Genomic DNA, 19179 nt, shown 5'->3' with positions numbered 1-19179 from the left:
CCCCGGATGCCATCCACAACCGAGCGATGCTTGGGGCGGGGGTAGATCAGCTATGCGGGCGCAGCCCGACCGGAATTGTGGCGGCGGCGCTGTCGCTTTCCGCGCTGGCCACCGGATAGGCGCAGTAATCGGCGGCGTAATAGGCACTGGGGCGGTGGTTGCCCGACCAGCCGATGCCGCCGAACGGCGCGCTGGATGCCGCACCGTTGGTCGGGCGGTTCCAGTTGACGATCCCGGCGCGGATGCCGCTCCAGAATTGCGCGTAGCGCTCGGACGAGGGCGAGATCAGCGAGGCGGACAGGCCGTAGCGGGTGGCGTTGGCCTGCGCGATGGCGTCCGTGAAATCGGTGGCGCGCGAGACTTGCAGGACAGGGCCGAACAGCTCGTCATCGGGGCGTTCGGCGACGGCGCCGATGTCGAGGATCGCCGGGGTCAGCAGCGGCAGCTCTGGCGCGATTCGCTCCAGCGGGCGGATGATCTTCGCGCCGCTCGCTACCAGATCGTCGACTCGCGCCAGCAGATGGTCGGCCGCGTCATTGTCGATCACCGGCCCCATGAAGGGCGCAGGCGCATCATGCGGCGCGCCGACGATCAGCCGGTCGACCAGCCCGGTCAGCGCGGCCATCAGGGGATCGAACAGCCGGTCCTCGACGATCAGCCGCCGCCCGGCGGTGCAGCGTTGCCCGGCGGTGGTATAGGCCGACTGGACGATCAGCGCGGCGGCGGCGTCCAGGTCGGGATCGTCCCAGACGATGATCGGATTGTTGCCGCCCATCTCCAGCGCCAGGATCTTTTCCGGCCGCTCGGCGAACTGGCGGTTCAGCGCCAGCCCGGTGCGCGCCGAGCCGGTGAAGAGCAGCCCGTCGATATCATCATGCCCGGCCAGCGCCCGGCCCTGATCCGGCCCGCCGATCAGCAGCCGAACGACCCCTTCGGGCACGCCCGCCGCGTGATAGCATTCGACCAAGAACGCGCCCGTCGCCGGGGTCTTTTCCGACGGCTTGAAGACCACCGCATTGCCCGCCAGCAGCGCGGGCACGATATGGCCGTTGGGCAGGTGCGCAGGGAAATTATACGGCCCCAGAACCGCCAGCACGCCATGCGGCCGGTGACGCAATGCCATGCGTCCGCCGCCCGGCTGGTCGGTGACGCGCTCGCCCGCGCGTTCGGCCTGCGCGGTGATCGAGATGCCGACCTTGGCGATCACGGTATCGACCTCGGTCTTCGCTTCCCACAGCGGCTTGCCGGTTTCGCGCGCGATCAGGTCGGCGAACGCCTCCGCACGATCGCGCACGATCCCGGCGAAGCGACGCAGCGTATCGATCCGCTCGGCCAGCGGCGTCATCGCCCAGTCGGCCCATGCCGTACGTGCGGCGGCGACCTCATCGCCCGCATTGCCGATGGGAAGCTCGGCGATCAGCGCGGCCGTGGCGGGTTCGTGGGTCGACATGAAAGAAGGCATGGCATGGATCCAGGCAAGCCCCTCCCCTTCAGGGGAGGGGTTGGGGTGGGGCCTCTCCACCGATGCCGGGTCTGGGGCCGTCGCCCCACCCCCGGCCCAGTGGTAGGTAAACGATGCCCAGCATCGTTTAGGTCATGCTGGGGGCATGACCAACCTGCCACTCCTGAAGGGGAGGGGAGAGACAGGCCCTCTTCACTAGGTTCTAGGCCGCCGCAGCCGGGTCGGCAAGCGCCCGGCCCATGGCGCGCACCCGCGCGACCTTGTCGTGGAGCAGGGTCCAGTCGTCATGCTCGGCGATCGGCGCCCAGATCGCCTCGACCTCGTCGATCAGCATCGATTCGGGGGAGCCTTGCCAATAGGCACCGTCCCGCGCGCGGCGCGGGGTATAGGGTTCGATCAGGTCGCGAAGCGCGTTCCAGCTTTCGTCATAATGATCGGGCACCTGTCCGCCGAACAGGTCGAAATAGGTGCGGTCGAGGCTGGCCTGGCTCTCCCGCAGCGCCCGCTCGAACGTCTGGACGAGCGCCCGGTCCTCGGTGCCGCCACGCGGGGTCAGCCCCAGCCGCCAGAGGATCGCGGTCACGATCTCCTGCTGATAGGTCGTGGCGAATCCCTCCAACGCGGCGATCAGCGGTTCGCTCTCGGCGATCAGGCGCAGGCTGGAGGCGAGCTGCATCACGTCCCACTGGATCGCCTCGGGCTGGCGGGCCAGCGCATAGAGGCCCGAATGGTCGAAATAGGCAGCGGTAAATTCCGGGTCCCAGGTCGGTGCGAACCGCCACGGGCCATAGTCGAAGCTCTCGCCGGTCACGTTGATATTGTCCGAATTGAGCACGCCATGGACGAACCCGGCGGCCATGTAACGCGCCGCCAGTGTCGCGGTCCGTTGCGCCACCAGGGTCAGCAGCCGGACCGGATCGTCCGAATCCTCGCCGTAGAAATGACGGAGGACATAGGCGACCAGCCGCCGCATTCCCGCTTCGTCACGTTCGAAGGCCAGCCGCTGGAAGCTGCCGATGCGGATATGGCCATGGCTCATCCGCACCATCACCGCCGAGCGGGTGGGGGAGGGCTCGTCGCCCCGGTGCAGCGCCTCGCCCGTCTCGATGATCGACAAAGTGCGCGAGGTGGGGACGTTCAGCGCCTCCAGCATCTCGGTCGCCAGGATTTCGCGGACCCCGCCCTTCAGGGTCAGGCGGCCGTCGCCGGAGCGGCTGTACGGCGTCTGGCCCGACCCCTTGGTGCCGAGTTCGAGCAACCGGCCGTCGGTCGCGGTCATCTGCGCGAAGGTGAAGCCGCGTCCGTCGCCCAGGTCGCTGTTGTAATGGCGGAACTGATGCCCGTGATAGCGCATCGCGAACGGCCCCGGCAGCGTGTCGGGCAAGGGGGCGAACCGGCCGAGATGCCAGGTCCACTCCTCATCGGTCAGCGTCTCCAGTCCGATCTCGGCCGCCGCGCGGTCGTTGCGGAAGCGGATGATCGTCCGCGGGAAATCGGCGGGCGCCACAGGATCGGCGATGAAGTCCGTAATCTCGGTCAGGGCGGAGGCGGGGCGATAGGCTTGCGGGGATACGGGCATAAAGCGATATGGAGGCGGGACCGGAGGACCTTCAAGCATGACCTCTTATGAGAATCGATATTGGTGGTCGAAAGACGGTCTGCGGCTTCATGCGCGCGACTATTCCGGCTCGGACGCGCTGCCCCCGATCCTCTGCCTGCCGGGCCTGACCCGCAACGCCCGTGATTTCGAGGGGCTGGCCGAGGCGCTGGACGGGCGCGCGCGCCTCATTGCGGTCAGCTTCCGGGGGCGGGGCGAGAGCGCCTATGCCAAGGATCCGATGACCTATGTGCCGCTGACCTATGTCCAGGATGTCGAGGCGATGCTGGACGCGTTCGGCATCACCCGCTTCGTCGCGATCGGCACCTCGCTGGGCGGGATCGTGACGATGGTGCTGGCGGCCACTGCGCGGGGGCGGCTGGCGGGGGCGGTGCTGAACGATATCGGGCCGGAGATCGAGGCGGCGGGGCTGGCGCGCATCCGCGGCTATGTCGGCAAGGGACAGAGCTTTCCCACCTGGCTGCACGCGGCGCGCTGCGTCCAGGAGAATAACGAGGACGTCTATCCCGGCTGGGGCATCGAGGACTGGCTGGCCATGGCCAAGCGCACGCACCGCCTGACCAGTGCAGGGCGGATCGTGCTCGATTATGACCTGAAGATCGCCGAGCCGTTCCGCGTGCCCAATACCGAGGGCGGGCCGGACATGTGGGCCGCGCTCGACGCGCTGAACGGCGTGCCGACGCTGGTGGTGCGTGGCGAGCGGTCGGACATATTGAGCGCGTCCGTCGCCGAGCGGATGGTCGAGCGGCTGTCCCCGTCAGAGCTGGTGACGGTGCCGAATGTCGGCCACACGCCGCTGCTGACCGAGCCGGAAGCGCTGGCCGGGATCGGGCGGTTGCTGGACCGGGTGGCGGGATAGGCCAACCCCTTTCCTCCCCTGCAAGGGGAGGGGGACCAGCGAAGCTGGTGGAGGGGGCGTGCCACACAGGACGTCCCTTGTGGAAGCCCCCCTCCGTCAGGCCTTCGGCCTGCTACCTCCCCGTGCCGGGGAGGAAATTGGCGCTGGCGGTTTCCAACCCCGCCACCGCCCGCTAAATCCGCGCGCATGGCCCGTCCGCTCAACATCCTGCACCTTCATTCCTCCTTCTCGCTGGGCGGCAAGGAGGCGCGGGCGGTCGCGTTGATGAACGCCTTTGGCGATGCCGCGAAGCATACCATCGTCTCGGGGCTGCCCGACGAACTGGGCGCGCGCGATGCCATCGCCAAGGGCATCCGGTACGAGATCGCACAGGATGCGCCGCCGCTGACCGGCAAGCCCTCGGTCAGGCGGTACGAGGCGATCGCGGGCTATATGCGCCGCTTCGACCTGGTGCTGACGTACAATTGGGGCGCGATCGACGGGGTGATGGCGCGCCGCGTCTATCCCAAGGGCGCGCCGCCGCTGGTCCATCACGAGGACGGGTTCAACGCCGACGAGGCGCGGGGCCTCAAGATCGAACGCAACATCTATCGCCGCATCGCCCTGTCGGCGGCGGACGCGCTGGCGGTGCCGAGCCATATCCTGGAGGGCATTGCGCGTCAGACCTGGAAACAGCCCGCCGAACGGGTCCATCGCATCCCCAACGGCATAGACACCAGGCTCTATGCCCGCGACCCCGATCCCAAGGGTATTCCCGGCTTCGTCCGCCAGCCCAAGGAGATCGTCGTCGGCGCGCTTGCAGGCCTGCGTACCGTCAAGAACCTGCCGATGCTGGTCCGCGCGATGGGCGGCATTCCCAACCGCTTCCGGCTGGTGATCGTCGGCGAGGGGCCGGAGCGGGCCAACATCATGCAGGCCGCCGCCGCCATGGGCATTGCCGACCGGCTGGTGATGCCGGGCTTTCTGGAGCGGCCGTATAATTACATCCGCCATTTCGACATCGTCGCCTTGTCCTCGCTATCGGAACAGGCGCCGATCTCGGTGCTGGAGGGCATGGCCGCGGGGCTTCCCATCGCCTCGCTGCCGGTGGGCGATGTGCCGATGATGGTGTCCGAGCCCAATCGCCCGTTCATCGCCGACGCGCCCAACGAAGTGCGGCTGCGCGACGTGATCCAGGCACTGATCGCGCACCCCGAGTTGCGCGCCCAGGCGGGGGCGGCCAACCAGGCGCGGGTGCGCGCCGAGTTCGATCAGGCGCAGATGGTCGCGCGCTACAAGGCGCTCTACGAACAGGTTCTGGGTCGACCCGGCGCGCTCGGTGGCGTGCGCGACGGACCTGTGCCGTTAATTCCCCTCGCTTAGCGTTGCCAACACGCTATATGAGACCCTTTCGGGATCAGTAAGGTAAAGACGTGTTCAAAGGCTTGAGCCCCATCCTGTACAACGGCCGCGAGGTTTGGCCGCTGATCGAAGGTGGGAAGGGCGTCGCGGCGACCAACCACGCTTCGGCGGGCGCCTGGGCGGCGGCGGGTGGCGTCGGCACCGTGTCGGCCGTCAACGCCGACAGCTATGATGCCGAGGGCAAGATCATTCCCCAGATCTACCGCGCGCTGACCCGGCGCGAACGGCATGAGGAACTGATCGAATATGCCATCGAGGGCGCGGTCCAGCAGGTGAAGCGCGCCTGGGACATTGCCGGTGGCAAGGGCGCGATCAACATCAACGTGCTGTGGGAAATGGGCGGCGCGCAGCGGGTGCTGGAAGGCGTGCTGGCACGCACCAAGGGGCTGGTCGCGGGCGTCACCTGTGGTGCTGGTATGCCCTACAAGCTGTCCGAGATCGCGGCGCATCACCAGGTCAGCTATCTGCCGATCGTCTCCTCGGGCCGTGCCTTCCGCGCGCTGTGGAAGCGTGCCTATTCCAAGGCGTCGGAATGGCTTTCGGCGGTGGTCTATGAGGACCCCTGGCTCGCCGGTGGTCATAACGGCCTGTCCAATGCCGAAGACCCGTTGCAGCCGCAGGACCCGTATCCGCGCGTGAAGGCGCTGCGCGACACGATGCGCGAGGGCGGGATTTCGGACGAGGTGCCGATCGTGATGGCGGGCGGCGTCTGGTATCTGCGCGACTGGAACGACTGGATCGACAATCCCGAGCTGGGCAAGATCGCCTTCCAGTTCGGCACGCGGCCTTTGCTGACGCAGGAAAGCCCGATTCCCGAGGAGTGGAAGCAGCGGCTGATGACGATCGAGGAGGGCGACGTCCTTCTCCACCGCTTCTCGCCGACCGGTTTCTATTCCAGCGCGGTGCGCAACCCGTTCCTGCGCGCCCTGGAGGCGCGTTCGGAGCGCCAGATCGCTTTCTCGACACAGGAGGCGGGCGACCATGTCTTCCAGCTCGACGTGGGCGTGAAGGGCAAGAATTTCTGGGTGACGAAGGGCGACCTGCTGCGTGCGCGCGAGTGGTTCGGCGCGGGCTTCACCATGGCGCTGAAGACGCCCGACAACACGCTGGTGTTCGTGACCCCTGAGGAAGCCAAGGAAATCCGCAAGGATCAGGCCGACTGCATGGGCTGTCTGTCGCAGTGCCTGTTCTCCAGCTGGGCGGACAGCGAAACCAACTCGACCGGTCGTCTGGCCGATCCGCGCAGCTTCTGCATCCAGAAGACGCTCCAGGAGATCGCGCATGGCGGCGATGTCGAGCAGAACCTGATGTTCGCAGGACACGCGGCCTATAACTTCAAGCGTGACCCCTTCTATTCGAACGGGTTCGTGCCGACCGTGAAGCAGCTGGTCGACCGCATCCTGACCGGGGATTGATCCGCTATGATGACGCCGGAACTCTGCGCGACGTTGCACGACGTCGCAGGGGCGATGGCGTCATTTCCCGATGGCTGGTGGATCATCGGCAGCGCGGCGGTGACGCTGCACGGTATCGATGCCGATCCGGTCGATGATGTCGATCTGCTGATCGAGCCGGGGCTGGCCGATGCGGTGTTCGATCGGCTGGGGATCGCACCGATCGTCTTGCCACCTGATTCGCTGTTCCGCTCGACGGCCTTCGCGCGGTGGAATGCTGCGCCGGTGGTCGTCGAGGTGATGGCCGGTTTGAATGTGGCCGTCGCCGGGCGGTGGCAGCGGGTCGAACCCCGCACGCGTCAGCGGATCGAGAAATCCGGTGGGCCGCTCTTCGTGCCCGACCAGCAGGAACTGCTCGCCCTGTTTCGCCTTTTCGGGCGGCCCAAGGATGTGTCGCGTATCCGGGCTTTGATGGCGGAAGCGGCGGGAAAGGCCGCCGCTCCCGCGCGCTAGATCAGTCTGCGACGGTTCCCACGACCGCGCCTGCGGTGCCACCGACCGCCGCGCCACGCTCGACACTGCCGCCCGTCGCCGCCGCCACGCCTGCGCCACCGGCACCACCAATGGCGGCACCCTTCAACGTCGAACAAGCCGAGATCGACATCGCCGCGGCCGCCAGGGTGAAGGTAATTGCCAGCTTTTTCATGGTGGTAGCTCCCGTTGAATGACAGGAGGGGGAATGCAATCGTGCGGCAACGGTTCCGTGTCGCAACAATTTGACATGGATCAGCGGCGGCGCGGCCCGGCCTGATGCCGCGATGATCGATCGCAAGGTTGATCCGGCCCATGGGCTGTGTCAGTCGCACGACATGCAACCAGATATCCGCGCGATCATCGCCGCTTCGTCCCATGCGCTCGTGACCGGCAGGAAGGTGGCCGGGCTCTATGACCAGACGCTGGACCGGCACCGCCGCATCGCGGCGGAGGCCCGGGGCGAGCATCTGCAGGGGCTGGACGGCGACCGGAACGTGAAGTTCGGCGGCAGCCTGCCGGAACTGCGCGAAACCGGAACGGGTGCGGCGATCTATATGGAAGTCGCCGACGGTACGACGAAGGGCTTCGATCGCAGCAGCTCGGGTCATTTTACCTGTCGGATCGAGGATCAGGTGGTCCAGCTCTACGATCACGCGGACAGCGCATGGTTCACCTTCGTCGTTCAGGGTGTCGACTGATCGCGTGCGGCGGCTGATGGTCGCTTAAAGCCACCCCTCCAGCACCTGATCCGGCGGCCGATGGCCATCGGCCCAGCTGCGGATATTGGCGATGACCTTTTCGGCCGAGGCCACGCGCCCCTCCAGCGTGGCCGAACCCATATGCGGGGTCAGCACGACATTGGGGAGGGCGAGCAGGCGCGGGTCGATCTCGGGTTCGTGCCGCCACACGTCCAGCCCGGCCCCGGCCAGTCGGCCCTGCTCCAGCGCCTCAACCAGGGCGTCCTCATCGACGATACCGCCCCGACTGGCGTTGATGAGATAGACATGGGCGCGCATCAGCGCGATGCGGCGGCGGTCGATCAGGTCGTGGCTGTCGGCGTTGAGCGGCGTGTGGATCGATATGATGTCGACCGCGCCCAGCATCGCGTCGAGATCGTCATACCAGGTCGCGCCCAGTTCCGCCTCGATGCTGGCGGGCAGGCGGCGGCGGTTGTGATAGTGGATCGACAGGCCGAACGCCTTTGCCCGACGTGCCACCGCCTGGCCGATCCGGCCCATGCCGACGATGCCCAGCGCCTTGCCGCCGATCCGGTGGCCCAGCATCCCGCCGGGGCTCCAGCCCTTCCACGCGCCCGAGCGGACCAGCTTTTCCCCTTCGGCCAGGCGGCGCGGCACCGACAGGATCAGCGCCATGGTCATGTCGGCGGTATCCTCGGTCAGGACGCCCGGCGTATTGGTGACGATGATGCCGCGCGCGCGCGCCGCCTTCAGGTCGATATGGTTCACGCCTGCGCCGAAATTGGCGATCAGCTTCAGGCGCGGTCCGGCATTCGCGATCAGATCGGCGTCGATCGGATCGGTGACGGTCGGGACCAGCACGTCGCAATCCGCCATGGCGGCGGCCAGTTGCTCGCGGCCGAATTTTTCGTCGCCCTGGTTGAATCGGGTCTCGAACAGCGCGGCCATCCGCTCCAATACGGGATCGGGCAGTTCGCGGGTGACGACCACCCTGGGGTTCAGGCAGCGGCGTGGATCGACCATGACCATCGGATTGCGGCAAGCCTGCGGGTCCGTCAACCGGCGATCGCGCGCCCGAACATGGTTGAAGCGCCCCCCCGGCTCGGCGTAGAGCGATGCACAGGCGGGCAAGTAAAGGTACGGATGATGCGCAGGTCCATGGCCGGGCTGGCTGTTTTGGCGGCGACGCTGGCGAGCGGAATGCTGGCGGTGGGGCCGCTCGCCCCGGTGGCGAAGGCCGCGACCGAGAAGCGGGCCTTGCCCTATTACGGGTCGATCGGTGCGTCACTGGCGCGGATGCGGACTGGCCCGGCGCGCACCTATCCCGCCAGCTGGAATTACCGCCGCGCCGACCTGCCGGTGAAGGTCGTCGCCGTGTTCAAGCAATGGCGCAAGGTCCAGGACCCGGACGGCACGGAAGGCTGGATGCTGGCCGTCCTGCTCCGCAACACCCGCACCGCGATCGTGCGCGGCACCGAGCCGCTGCCGATGCGCTCGGCTCCCGATGACGGGGCCAAGACGCTGTGGCGTGCGGAGCCTGGCGTGGTCGGGCGGATCAGCGAATGTAACGGCGGCTGGTGCCGGTTGGACGTGAAGGGGCAGGCGGGATTCGTGCCGGTCGGGTCGATCTGGGGCGTCGATCCGGGGGAAGTGCTGCCGTAAGCCTCTTGGCATGCCGGTGGATGCCGATGGCGGATAATTTGGCGATCAGGGTTCTGCCGTCAGCCTCTTGGCACGCCCCTCCCGTAAACGGGAGGGGAAAGGCTTGGGAGCACTGCCAGGCTTTGACGGCGGCGCGTCACGCCGTGGAGGTTGTGAGAATGGCCTCGTTCACCGTCAAACACGCCCCTCCCGCAGGCGGGAGGGGATGGGGGAGGGAAGGCCGCGAGCGATGGTCTCGGTGAGACACCGCGCCCTCCCCCGCCCCCTCCCGCCTGCGGGAGGGGAGTAAGAAGGAGCCTCTCCCGCAGGCGGGAGGGGGAAACCCTTACATCAACTCCACGGCCATCGCGGTGGCTTCGCCGCCGCCGATGCAGAGCGACGCCACACCGCGTCGCGCGCCCTTCGTCTCCAAGGCCGACAACAGGGTCGCCAGCACCCGCGCACCGCTGGCGCCGATCGGGTGGCCCAGCGCGCAGGCGCCGCCATGGACGTTCAGCCGGTCGTGCGACAGGTCCATGTCCCGCATCGCGATCATCGCCACCGCCGCGAACGCCTCGTTGACCTCATAGAGATCGGCGTCGCCGGTCGCCCAGCCCGCGCGCTCCAGGGCCTTGCGCATCGCGAACACGGGTGCGGTGGTGAAGCGGGCGGGGGCGTGGGCGTGGGCAGCCTGTGCCACGACCCGCGCGACCGGGGTCAGGCCCAGCCGTTCGGCGACACTCAGGCGCGTCATCACCAGCGCCGCCGCACCGTCCGAGATGGACGACGCGTTGGCCGCCGTGATCGTGCCGTCCTTGGAGAAAGCGGGCTTCAGCGTCGGGATTTTGGCGGGGTCGCCCTTGGCGGGCTGTTCGTCGAGGGTGATCCGTTCCTCGCCCTTGCGGGTCTTGACCGTGACGGGCACGATCTCGCGGTCGAACGCGCCCGACCCTTGCGCCGCCTTGGCCCGTTCCAGCGAGGCGATGGCGAAATCGTCCTGCGCGCCCCGCGTGAACTGATATTCCTGCGCGGCTTCCTCGGCGAAATGGCCCATCAGGCGGCCGCGCTCATAGGCGTCCTCCAGCCCGTCGAGGAACATGTGGTCGTACAGCGTGTCATGCCCGATCCGCGCGCCGCCGCGATGCTTGTGGCTGAGATAGGGGGCGTTCGTCATGCTCTCCATGCCGCCCGCGACGATCATATCGGCGGAGCCCGCCGCCAGCGCCTCGGCCGCCATGATCGAGGCCTGCATCCCCGATCCGCACATCTTGTTGACCGTCGTCGCCTCGACATGCTCGCCCAGCCCGGCGAAGATCGCCGCCTGGCGGGCCGGGGCCTGGCCCAGTCCGGCGGGGAGCACGCAGCCCATATGGATACGCTCGACCAGCATAGGGTCGACGCCCGCCCGCTCGACCGCGCCCTTGACGGCGGCGGCCCCCAGCTGGGTCGCGGACAGGCCCGACAGGCTGCCCTGGAACGAGCCCATGGGGGTGCGGGCATAGGACAGGATGACGATGGGGTCCGTCATGGCATACTCTCCGATTGGGTCTGTTTTGATGTCGTTGTTTGGCGCGGGCCTTACGCCTTTTGCCCGGGCCGCGCAAAGGGGGTAGGGGACCGATTGAAGCCCCTCCCCTTCAAGGGAGGGGTTTGGGGTGGGGCCTCTCTACGGGCGTTGCGTTCGCGGAAGCGCCCCACCCCCATCCCCTCCCCTGAAGGGGAGGGGTGATGATTAAGGGATCGGCATGACGTTCGGGGCGGCATCGGCGATATGGGCCGCGATCTATGGCGTGGCGGGGGCGATCATCGGGTCGTTCGTCGCGGCGCTGGTGCTCCGCTGGCTGGACGATCGTTCGGTGCTGGCGGGTAGGTCGGCCTGCGACCATTGCGGCAAGACGTTGCGCGCGTGGGAGCTGGTGCCGGTCGTCAGCTTCGTCCTGCTGCGGGGCCGCTGTGCGCGGTGCCGCAAGGCGATCGATCCGGTGCATTGGCGCATCGAAGCCATCGCCGCGCTGATCGGCGTGTCGGCGGGCTGGGTCGCTGGGGCGGACGGTTGGACGGGGGCGTTGTTCGGATGGACGCTGTTGGCATTGGGGGCGCTCGACGCGCTGGCCTTCTGGTTGCCCGATCGGTTGACCGCATGGGCCGCGGGGGCGGGGGTGCTGACCGGGCTGCTCGGCCATGCGCCGTCGCCGGACGAGCGGATCGTCGGCGGTCTGGTCGGCTTCGTCGGGCTATGGGCCATTGCCGAGGGCTATCGCCGCTGGCGTGGGCGCGAGGGGATGGGGGGTGGCGATCCCAAGCTGCTGGGCGCGATCGGGCTGTGGCTCGGCTGGCGGATGCTACCGGGCGTGTTGCTGGCGGCGTGCGTCATCGGGCTGGGCTTCGTCGCTGTGCGGCATCTGCTGGGGCAGCGGGCGAGCGGACAGGACATGGTGCCGTTGGGATTGCTGCTCGCGCTGGCGGCTTACCCGGCCTGGCTGTTGATGATAGGAATGGCGGCATGATGCTATTGTCGATCCTCGCTTTGGCACAGGCCGCCCCGACCGAGCCGGTGCCCGCGCCCCCGGTGCTGGGCGCGCTGCCCAAACAGGCTTTGCCCGAGCGCGGCTGCGCGGCCTATCTCTGGGCGGTGCAGGACCAGCGTTTCGTCGCGATGGTGGAGCCGGGCCGACTGCGCATCATGCTCGACGGCAAGCCGACCGACCTCGCCGCCGCCGAGGCCGGGGGCGGGGGCGGGGGTACGCTGGGGCTGGCGAGCACGACCCGTTATGCCGGGGCGGGCGTCACCGCGACGCTCGACATGACGATTACCCAGCGCGAGACGTTGCAGGACGGCGCCATTGTTTCCGACGCCAGTATCCGGCTAACGCGCGGAAATCAGGATGAAATCGTGGTGCCCGTCGGCGGTCTGGTCGGCTGCGCGCCTGCCGCGCGCTAACCATGCGAGGGAACTTCGCGTCTTCTGTCGGCGTTATGGTGCGGTGGGGGATCATTCCGAATTGCGGAAGAGCCCTGTCGGAAAGGGGCTTTTGACGGCGTGGCGGAACGGAACGGCAGACATACTTGGCTTGCGTTCGCGCTGATCGCTCCCACCCTTTTTTCCTCCCCGGTATCGGCGCAGCTGGCCAAGCCCGGCACCGCGCCCGCGCAGGGACCCAGCCTGCCGCAGGACCAGCGCGACGGCAGCGCCGACCCGCAGGGCAATGCCCCGATCGTGCCCGATGCGCAGTTCGATGCTGCGCTGCCGCCGCTCAGCGGCGACATCAACGCGCCGTTGGAGCCGATGTCGTCCATGGCGAAGGACCAGCCCGCGGCACAGGCCATTCCGCTTCCGCAGACTGCGCCCCCCCTGCCCAACGCCCAGACGGCGCAGCCGCTCGCCACCGGCGAGACGATCGGCGCGATCGCCCCGGAAGATCCGCAGCTCGCCCAGCCGCTGACCCCGCTGAGCAGCTTCAATTCGACCCCGCTCGACACGGCCGCCGATGCCAAGGGTCAGCGCGCACCCGATATCCGCTATGACATGGAGGTGCGCGGGCTCGCCGAGCTGAAGCTGGAAGACGAGTTCAAGGGACTGTCGGCGCTGCGCGAGGGCAAGGGCAAGGCGGCCAACGCGACCCAGGTGTCGGCGCGGGCGCGCGAGGACGAACAGCTTGCCATCCGGCTGATGAAGTCGCTGGGCTATTACGATGCCACCGCCGTATCGACCCTCCAGCGCGAAGGGACGGAGGACGGCGAGGCCGGGCGTTTGAAGGTCGTGCTGACCGCCACGCCGGGCCGGCTCTATCGCCTGTCTTCGATCACGGTGAACGCACAACCCACCGTGCCGACCGACCTGGTTCGTTCCAATCTGCCGCTGAAGGTCGGCGACGCGATCGAGGCGGCGCGGATCGAGGGGGCGGAGGCCAATGTCAGCCTGGTCCTGCCCCAGCGCGGCTATCCCTTCGTCAAGGTAGGGCAGCGCGATATCCTGCTGGAGGATCAGGGACCGGAGCCGGTCGGCGCCTATACCCTGCCGGTCGATACCGGGCCACGTTCGTCCTTCGGCAAGCTGACCACGGTGGGCGATACGGTCTTCGACCTGAACCACCTGAACGTCTTCCCGCGCTTCGACGAGGGGCAGCTGTACGATTCGCGGCTGACCGACGATCTGCGCAATGCGCTGGTCGCCACCGGCCTGTTCAACGGCATCGCCGTGGAACCGAAGCGAACGGGCCGCATGAACCCCGACGGCACCGAGCAGATCGACCTTCAGGTCACCCAGACCAAGGGGCCGAGCCGCACCCTGTCGGGCGAGGGCGGCTATTCGACCGGCCAGGGCGTGCGGTTGCAGGGCAGCTTCACCAACCGCAACGCCTTCAAGCCCGAAGGCGCGCTGATCGCCTCGGTCATCGCAGGCACGCAGGAACAGGGGCTGAGCGGCACCTTCCGCCGCTCGAACGCCGGGCGGCGCGACCGGACGTTCCAGGTCATCGCCTCGGCCAGCCACCAGAATTACGACGCCTTCGACGCGTTCATCGGCACGGTCGCCTTCCGCTGGAGCTATGATTCGACGCCGATCTGGCAGAAGAAATTCACCTATGCGTTCGGCGGCGAGCTGACCGGCACCAACGAAAGCGTCTATGATTTCAGCCGCGGCGACCGGCGGCGCGCGACATTCGGTATTGCGGCGATCCCGGGGCAGGTGGTGTTCGACCAGTCGAACGACCTGCTCAACCCGACGCGCGGCTATCGCCTGAAACTGAACCTCAGCCCCGAGACCTCGGTGCGCGGCGCGGTGAGCCCCTATGCGCGGACCATGGTCGAGGGGACTTTCTATTATCCCTTCAACGACAGCCTGGTGATCGCGGGCCGGGCGCGCGCGGGCGCGATCTTCGGGATCGACCGCGACGACCTGGCCCCGTCGCGGCGCTATTATGGCGGCGGCGGCGGATCGGTGCGCGGTTACGGGTTCCAGCGGCTGGGGCCGCTCGATCCGCAGGGCAATCCGATCGGCGGCCGCAGCCTGAACGAGTTCGCGCTGGAGGCGCGCTATCGCTTCGGCAATTTCGGCATCGTGCCGTTCGTCGATGCGGGCAACAGTTACGAAAGCACGTTGCCCACGGGCAAGGACCTGCGCTTCGGCGCGGGTATCGGCGGGCGCTTCTACACCAATTTCGGGCCGCTGCGCGTCGATGTGGCGACGCCGCTGAACCCGCGACCGGGTGACGGCAAGGTCGCCCTGTACATCTCGATCGGGCAGGCCTTCTGATGGCGGACGAACAGACCATGGCCGCCGCGCCGGAAAACGAAACCGTTATCGTCCGTCGCCCCTTGTGGCAGCGCGTGCTCAAGTGGATCGGCATCACGATCCTGGGCCTGATCCTGCTGGTCGGGGCGGTGCTGCTGGGGATCAACACCGATCCGGGACGCCGCTTCGTCGCGGACCAGCTGGGCGGCTACACCACCGCCTCGGGCCTGAACATCAAGGTCGGGCGGATCGAAGGGTCGCTCTACGGCCGCATGAACCTGGTCGACCTGCGGGTCAGCGATACCAGGGGCGTGTTCCTGTCGAGCCCGCGGCTTGACGTCGACTGGCGGCCCTTCGCCTATACCAAGAATCATATCGATGTCCGCTCGCTGACCGCCGACCTCGTCACGCTGGCGCGTAAGCCCGAGCTGAAGCCGACGCCCAGCGACCCCAATGCACCGCTGCTGCCCGACCTCGACATCGATGTGAATCGCCTGGCCATCAAGCGCTTCGTGATCGGTGCGCCGGTGACGGGGCAGCGCCACATCCTGGCGATCGACGGCAAGGTCCACATCGCCGACCGCCGTGCGCAGGTCACGGCCAGCGCGGATGCGCTGCGCGGACCCGGCATCGCGGGGGGCGACCGGCTCCGACTGGTCCTCGACGCGGTGCCCGATGCCGACCGGCTGGCGGTGGACATCAAGCTGACCGTGCCGACCGGGGGCGTCGTCGCGTCGATGGCGGGGCTGAAGGCGCCGCTGACCCTGACCGTCGATGGACGCGGCGGGTGGAAGGCGTGGACCGGCCGTGCCATCGCGACGTTGGGCGGCGGCGAGCTTGCCAATCTGAACGCCACGGCGCGCGATGGTCATATCGAGGTTCGCGGCGTGACCCGTCCCGGCCTGTATCTGGAAGGCCCGGTCGAACGGTTGACCGCGCCTGCGCTTCAGGTCGCGATCGACACCACGCTGAACGAGCGGCGCGCGGACACCCGCATGAAGCTGCGCTCCTCGGCCCTGCTGGTCGATGCAGGCGGCATTCTCGATCTGGCGAACAGCCAGTTCGGCAATTTCGCGGTCGATGCCAAGCTGCTGACGCCCGGCGCCATCGCGCCCAATCTGACGGGCCGCGACGTGCTGGCGCGCGTGGTGCTGAACGGCGCATTCGCGACGCCGACGGTCGACTATAAGCTGCGCGCCGCCGCGCTCGGCTTCGGCGAAACCTCGGTCCAGAACCTCTATGCAGAGGGGCTGGCCAAGGTGAATGCCGACCGCATCCTGGTGCCGGTCAAGGCGCGGGCGAAGCGGATCGCAGGGCTCAACGCCGCCGTCGGCGGGCTGACCAACAATGTCGCGATCCAGGGCGACTTCGCGATCGCGATGCCCAATATCCTGTCGGACAATCTGCGCATTCGGTCGGACAACATCGATGCGACCGCGGTGGTCGTCGCGAACCTGAACACCGGGCGCTATACCGGTGCGCTGAAGGGCCGGGTGAACAATTACCGGGTCGAGAGCATCGGCATCATCAACCTGACCACCGATGCCAATCTGGTGGCGACGCCGGGCGGCTTCGGGATGAAGGGCCGGGTGGTGGCCCGCACCTCGCAGATCTTCAACGAGGGCGCGCGCAACTTCCTGGGCGGCAATGCGACCATCCGCGCCGATGTCGAGTACAGCCCGCAGGGTATCGTGACGTTCAGCGGCCTGCGTCTGGCGGCCCCGCAGTTCCGCGTGACGCGCGGCAGCGGACGCTTCAATCCCGCCAACGGCGCGCTGGCGGTCGAGGCGGATGCCTATTCCAACCAATATGGCCCGATCACCGCACGGGTGACGGGATCGCAGACCAATCCGGTGATCGTGCTGCGTGCCGCCAAGCCGGGCGTCGGAGTCGGCCTCGCCAATCTCCAGGCGCGGATCGTGGGACAGAATGGCGCCTATGCCGTGGGTGCCAGCGGCGACACCAATTACGGTCCGTTCACTGCCAATGTGCTGGTCAGCACCGGGCGGCAGCTGGCGATCGACGTGCGCAGTCTGGTCTTTGCCGGGATCAATGCCAGCGGTCGTGTCGTCCAGACGGCGGCGGGGCCGTTCGCGGGCGCGCTGCAATTCGCAGGGCAGGGTATCAACGGCCGCGTCCAGCTGGCCGACCAGGGCGGCAACCAGCGCGCCGATATCGCCGCGCGGGCCTATAATGCCCGTGTGCCCGGCATGGTCGACTTCACCATCGGTCGCGCCATCGTCAACGCCAGCGTGGTCATGCTGCCGAACGCGCCGCAGATCGTCGCCGACGCGCAGCTGGCCGACACCCGCTATGGCGAGGTGGTCATCCAGTCGGCGCGGGCGAAGGTCAACTACACCGGCGGGCGCGGCACCGCACAGGCGGTGCTGACCGGATCGTCGAGCATCCCGTTCAATATCGCGCTCAATGCGCAGCTGGCGCCGAACAATTATCTGGTCGCGGCCAAGGGGCAGGCCAACGGCATCGCCTTCCGTACCGCCAACCCGGCGCGCATCCAGAATGTGAAGGGTGAGTGGCAGGTGACGCCGACCCGGATCGATTTCGGCCGCGGGTCGGTGCTGGTCGCGGGTTCCTATGGAAACGGCCTGAAGGTGCAGACGCGGCTGGACAAGCTGCAGCTGTCGATCCTCGACGCCTTCGTCCCCAATCTGGGTATCTCGGGCGAGGCGAGCGGTGCGCTGGACTTCGCCCAGGCACGCGACGCCAGCTTCCCGGCGGCCGAGGCACGGCTGACCGTCGCCAATTTCCGGCGCACGGGTCTGGCGGCGGTGTCGGAGACGGTGGACATCGTGTTCGCGGGCCGTCTGGTCCCCGATGGCGGCGAGGCGCGCGCGCTGATCCGGCGCGGGCAGACGGTGGTCGGCCGCATGGTCGCCAACCTGCGTCCGCTGCCACCGGGCAATGGCGGCTGGGTCAACCGGCTGATGCAGGCGCCGCTTTCGGGTGGCATCCGCTATAACGGCCCTTCGGCGGTGCTGTTCTCCTTCGCGGCGCTTCCCAACCAGCAGTTGAACGGCCCGATCGCCCTCGCCGCCGATTTCGGCGGGCGCGTCTCCGCACCGCAGCTGAACGGCCTGATCCGCGCCGACAACCTGACCTATGACAATGAGACATACGGAACCCGCCTGACCGCCATGCAGCTGGCGGCCCGCTTCAACAATGACCGCCTGGAGATCACGCGGCTTCAGGCCAAGGCGGGTGAGGGGACGATCCAGGCACAGGGTTCGATCGGGCTGGCGGCGGACAGCGGCTATCCCGTCGATATCCGCGCGCAGCTGAACAATGCGCGGCTGGCCGACAGCGATGCGCTGGCCGCGACGACCAGCGGCACGATCCGCCTGACCTATGGCCGCGACGGCGGGCTGATCCAGGGCAACCTGACCGTGCCCAACGCACGCTATCAGATCATCCGCCAGGGCCAGGCCGAGGTCCCCGAGCTGACCGGCGTGCGCCGTCGCAGCGAGATTCGGACGCCGCGTCCGACCGACCGGCCCGCGCCCACGCCGCCGCCGGGGCTGTTCCGCCTCGACCTGCGGGTGCGCGCGGACAACCAGCTGTTCGTCTCCGGCATGGGGCTGGAGTCCGAATGGGAGATGGACCTGCGCATCGGCGGCACCAGTGCGGCACCGACGATCAATGGCGGGCTAGACCTGGTGCGCGGCACGTACAGCTTCGCGGGCAAGCGGTTCGAGGTGAATCGGGGCACGATCCGCTTCCGGGGCGGCGCGCTGACCGATCCGGACATCAACATCCAGGCGACGACGACGACGGACGGCATCACCGCGGTCATCAACGTCACCGGCACCGGCCAGCGTCCGCAGATCAGCTTCACCTCGACGCCGACCCTGCCGCAGGATGAGGTGCTCAGCCGGTTGCTGTTCGGGACCAACCCCGAAAACCTGTCCGCGACCGAGGCGATCCAGCTGGCCGCCGCGCTCAACTCGCTGCGCGGCTCGGGCGGCGGCGGGCTGAACCCGCTGGGCAAGCTGCGCTCGGCGACCGGGTTCGACCGGCTACGCGTGCTGGGCGCCGACGAGGCGACCGGCCGGGGTACCAGCCTGGCGGCGGGCAAGTACATCACCGACAATATCTATGTGGAAATCGTCACCGACGCGCGCGGCTTCACCGCCACCCAGTTGCAGATCGCGCTGACCCGCACGCTCAGCCTGCTGACCCAGACCGGCTCGTTCGGCGGATCGGCGGCGTCCTTGCGCTATTCGCGGGATTTCTGAGGTAAGACATTCCTCCCCTGCAAGGGGAGGGGGACCATGCGCAGCATGGTGGAGGGGTGTCCCGCTATAGAGAGGGTGACACCCCT

General features: G+C 68.0%; 15 protein-coding genes. 10 read left to right on the top strand and 5 right to left on the bottom strand.

What is annotated here, in order from left to right; translation table 11 throughout:
- Positions 1-46: 46 nt before the first annotated feature.
- Together astD and SP5_RS07295 are read right to left on the bottom strand one after the other, a co-directional pair.
- Positions 47-1462 (bottom strand): succinylglutamate-semialdehyde dehydrogenase, encoded by a 1416-nt coding sequence (astD, locus tag SP5_RS07300; RefSeq protein ID WP_042486213.1) that lies wholly within the window; start codon positions 1460-1462, stop codon positions 47-49.
- A gap of 202 nt (positions 1463-1664) precedes the next feature.
- Positions 1665-3041 carry a protein adenylyltransferase SelO family protein gene (locus tag SP5_RS07295; protein WP_042486209.1) on the bottom strand — a complete coding sequence of 459 codons (1377 nt, stop codon included), beginning with the start codon at positions 3039-3041 and terminating at the stop codon, positions 1665-1667.
- Positions 3042-3078: 37 nt separating this feature from the next.
- Here SP5_RS07295 and SP5_RS07290 point away from each other — a divergent pair, with 37 nt between their 5' ends.
- The 4 genes from SP5_RS07290 (at position 3079) to SP5_RS07275 (ending at position 7247) form a co-directional block, all read left to right on the top strand.
- Entirely contained in the window at positions 3079-3939 is an 861-nt protein-coding gene (locus tag SP5_RS07290; protein ID WP_042486205.1) for an alpha/beta fold hydrolase, read from the top strand.
- 186 nt (positions 3940-4125) lie between these two features.
- The gene (locus SP5_RS07285) at positions 4126-5301 is read left to right on the top strand and encodes a glycosyltransferase family 4 protein (protein ID WP_042486202.1); all 1176 of its coding nucleotides are present in this window, start codon (positions 4126-4128) and stop codon (positions 5299-5301) included.
- 50 nt (positions 5302-5351) lie between these two features.
- Complete coding sequence (locus SP5_RS07280; RefSeq protein WP_042486199.1) at positions 5352-6755, top strand: NAD(P)H-dependent flavin oxidoreductase; 1404 nt, start codon at positions 5352-5354, stop codon at positions 6753-6755.
- A gap of 6 nt (positions 6756-6761) precedes the next feature.
- On the top strand, positions 6762-7247 hold the full coding sequence (locus tag SP5_RS07275; RefSeq protein WP_042486197.1) for a hypothetical protein: 486 nt from the start codon (positions 6762-6764) through the stop codon (positions 7245-7247).
- A gap of 1 nt (position 7248) precedes the next feature.
- Here the strand turns inward: SP5_RS07275 and SP5_RS07270 are convergent, their stop codons facing one another.
- Positions 7249-7440: a YMGG-like glycine zipper-containing protein gene (locus SP5_RS07270; RefSeq protein ID WP_042486195.1), complete on the bottom strand. Its 192-nt coding sequence runs from the start codon at positions 7438-7440 to the stop codon at positions 7249-7251.
- Between the two features lie 70 nt (positions 7441-7510).
- On the opposite strand from SP5_RS07270, the gene SP5_RS07265 reads away from it, so the two are divergent.
- Positions 7511-7966, top strand: a complete 456-nt coding sequence (locus SP5_RS07265) for a hypothetical protein (protein WP_245613427.1) — start codon at positions 7511-7513, stop codon at positions 7964-7966.
- Between the two features lie 24 nt (positions 7967-7990).
- Here the strand turns inward: SP5_RS07265 and SP5_RS07260 are convergent, their stop codons facing one another.
- Positions 7991-8989: a 2-hydroxyacid dehydrogenase gene (locus tag SP5_RS07260; protein WP_042486302.1), complete on the bottom strand. Its 999-nt coding sequence runs from the start codon at positions 8987-8989 to the stop codon at positions 7991-7993.
- A gap of 123 nt (positions 8990-9112) precedes the next feature.
- Here SP5_RS07260 and SP5_RS07255 point away from each other — a divergent pair, with 123 nt between their 5' ends.
- Positions 9113-9628, top strand: a complete 516-nt coding sequence (locus SP5_RS07255; protein ID WP_083748314.1) for an SH3 domain-containing protein — start codon at positions 9113-9115, stop codon at positions 9626-9628.
- A 325-nt stretch (positions 9629-9953) separates the two neighbouring features.
- On the opposite strand, the gene SP5_RS07250 is transcribed toward SP5_RS07255, so the two are convergent.
- Positions 9954-11135, bottom strand: a complete 1182-nt coding sequence (locus SP5_RS07250; RefSeq protein ID WP_042486193.1) for an acetyl-CoA C-acyltransferase — start codon at positions 11133-11135, stop codon at positions 9954-9956.
- Between the two features lie 217 nt (positions 11136-11352).
- Between SP5_RS07250 and SP5_RS07245 the strand changes: the two genes are divergently transcribed.
- The 4 genes from SP5_RS07245 to SP5_RS07230 all read left to right on the top strand — a co-directional run bounded on the left by SP5_RS07245 (position 11353) and on the right by SP5_RS07230 (position 19093).
- The gene (locus SP5_RS07245; protein WP_042486191.1) at positions 11353-12114 is read left to right on the top strand and encodes a prepilin peptidase; all 762 of its coding nucleotides are present in this window, start codon (positions 11353-11355) and stop codon (positions 12112-12114) included.
- Positions 12111-12548, top strand: coding sequence for a hypothetical protein (locus SP5_RS07240; protein ID WP_042486190.1), 438 nt, complete (start codon positions 12111-12113; stop codon positions 12546-12548). The genes SP5_RS07245 and SP5_RS07240 overlap by 4 nt, the downstream gene beginning before the upstream one ends.
- A gap of 99 nt (positions 12549-12647) precedes the next feature.
- A complete protein-coding gene (locus SP5_RS07235; RefSeq protein ID WP_042486188.1) occupies positions 12648-14861 on the top strand; it encodes a BamA/TamA family outer membrane protein in 2214 nt (737 codons plus the stop codon).
- Positions 14861-19093: a translocation/assembly module TamB domain-containing protein gene (locus SP5_RS07230; RefSeq protein ID WP_042486186.1), complete on the top strand. Its 4233-nt coding sequence runs from the start codon at positions 14861-14863 to the stop codon at positions 19091-19093. The genes SP5_RS07235 and SP5_RS07230 overlap by 1 nt, the downstream gene beginning before the upstream one ends.
- Positions 19094-19179: the final 86 nt, after the last annotated feature.

This window comes from Sphingomonas parapaucimobilis NBRC 15100, from assembly GCF_000787715.1.
GTDB classification, from domain to species: domain Bacteria; phylum Pseudomonadota; class Alphaproteobacteria; order Sphingomonadales; family Sphingomonadaceae; genus Sphingomonas; species Sphingomonas parapaucimobilis.
The sequence above is the reverse complement of the archived record's forward strand: the minus strand, read 5'-3'. Positions and strand labels throughout refer to the sequence as shown.

What these genes read in the sequence shown, in the direction of transcription:
- astD (WP_042486213.1), bottom strand. Translation starts at nt 1,462, where the DNA reads ATGCCTTCTTTCATGTCGACCCACGAACCCGCCACGGCCGCGCTGATC.
- SP5_RS07295 (WP_042486209.1), bottom strand. Translation starts at nt 3,041, where the DNA reads ATGCCCGTATCCCCGCAAGCCTATCGCCCCGCCTCCGCCCTGACCGAG.
- SP5_RS07290 (WP_042486205.1), top strand. Translation starts at nt 3,079, where the DNA reads ATGACCTCTTATGAGAATCGATATTGGTGGTCGAAAGACGGTCTGCGG.
- SP5_RS07285 (WP_042486202.1), top strand. Translation starts at nt 4,126, where the DNA reads ATGGCCCGTCCGCTCAACATCCTGCACCTTCATTCCTCCTTCTCGCTG.
- SP5_RS07275 (WP_042486197.1), top strand. Translation starts at nt 6,762, where the DNA reads ATGATGACGCCGGAACTCTGCGCGACGTTGCACGACGTCGCAGGGGCG.
- SP5_RS07270 (WP_042486195.1), bottom strand. Translation starts at nt 7,440, where the DNA reads ATGAAAAAGCTGGCAATTACCTTCACCCTGGCGGCCGCGGCGATGTCG.
- SP5_RS07260 (WP_042486302.1), bottom strand. Translation starts at nt 8,989, where the DNA reads ATGGTCGATCCACGCCGCTGCCTGAACCCCAGGGTGGTCGTCACCCGC.
- SP5_RS07255 (WP_083748314.1), top strand. Translation starts at nt 9,113, where the DNA reads ATGCGCAGGTCCATGGCCGGGCTGGCTGTTTTGGCGGCGACGCTGGCG.
- SP5_RS07250 (WP_042486193.1), bottom strand. Translation starts at nt 11,135, where the DNA reads ATGACGGACCCCATCGTCATCCTGTCCTATGCCCGCACCCCCATGGGC.
- SP5_RS07245 (WP_042486191.1), top strand. Translation starts at nt 11,353, where the DNA reads ATGACGTTCGGGGCGGCATCGGCGATATGGGCCGCGATCTATGGCGTG.
- SP5_RS07240 (WP_042486190.1), top strand. Translation starts at nt 12,111, where the DNA reads ATGATGCTATTGTCGATCCTCGCTTTGGCACAGGCCGCCCCGACCGAG.
- SP5_RS07230 (WP_042486186.1), top strand. Translation starts at nt 14,861, where the DNA reads ATGGCGGACGAACAGACCATGGCCGCCGCGCCGGAAAACGAAACCGTT.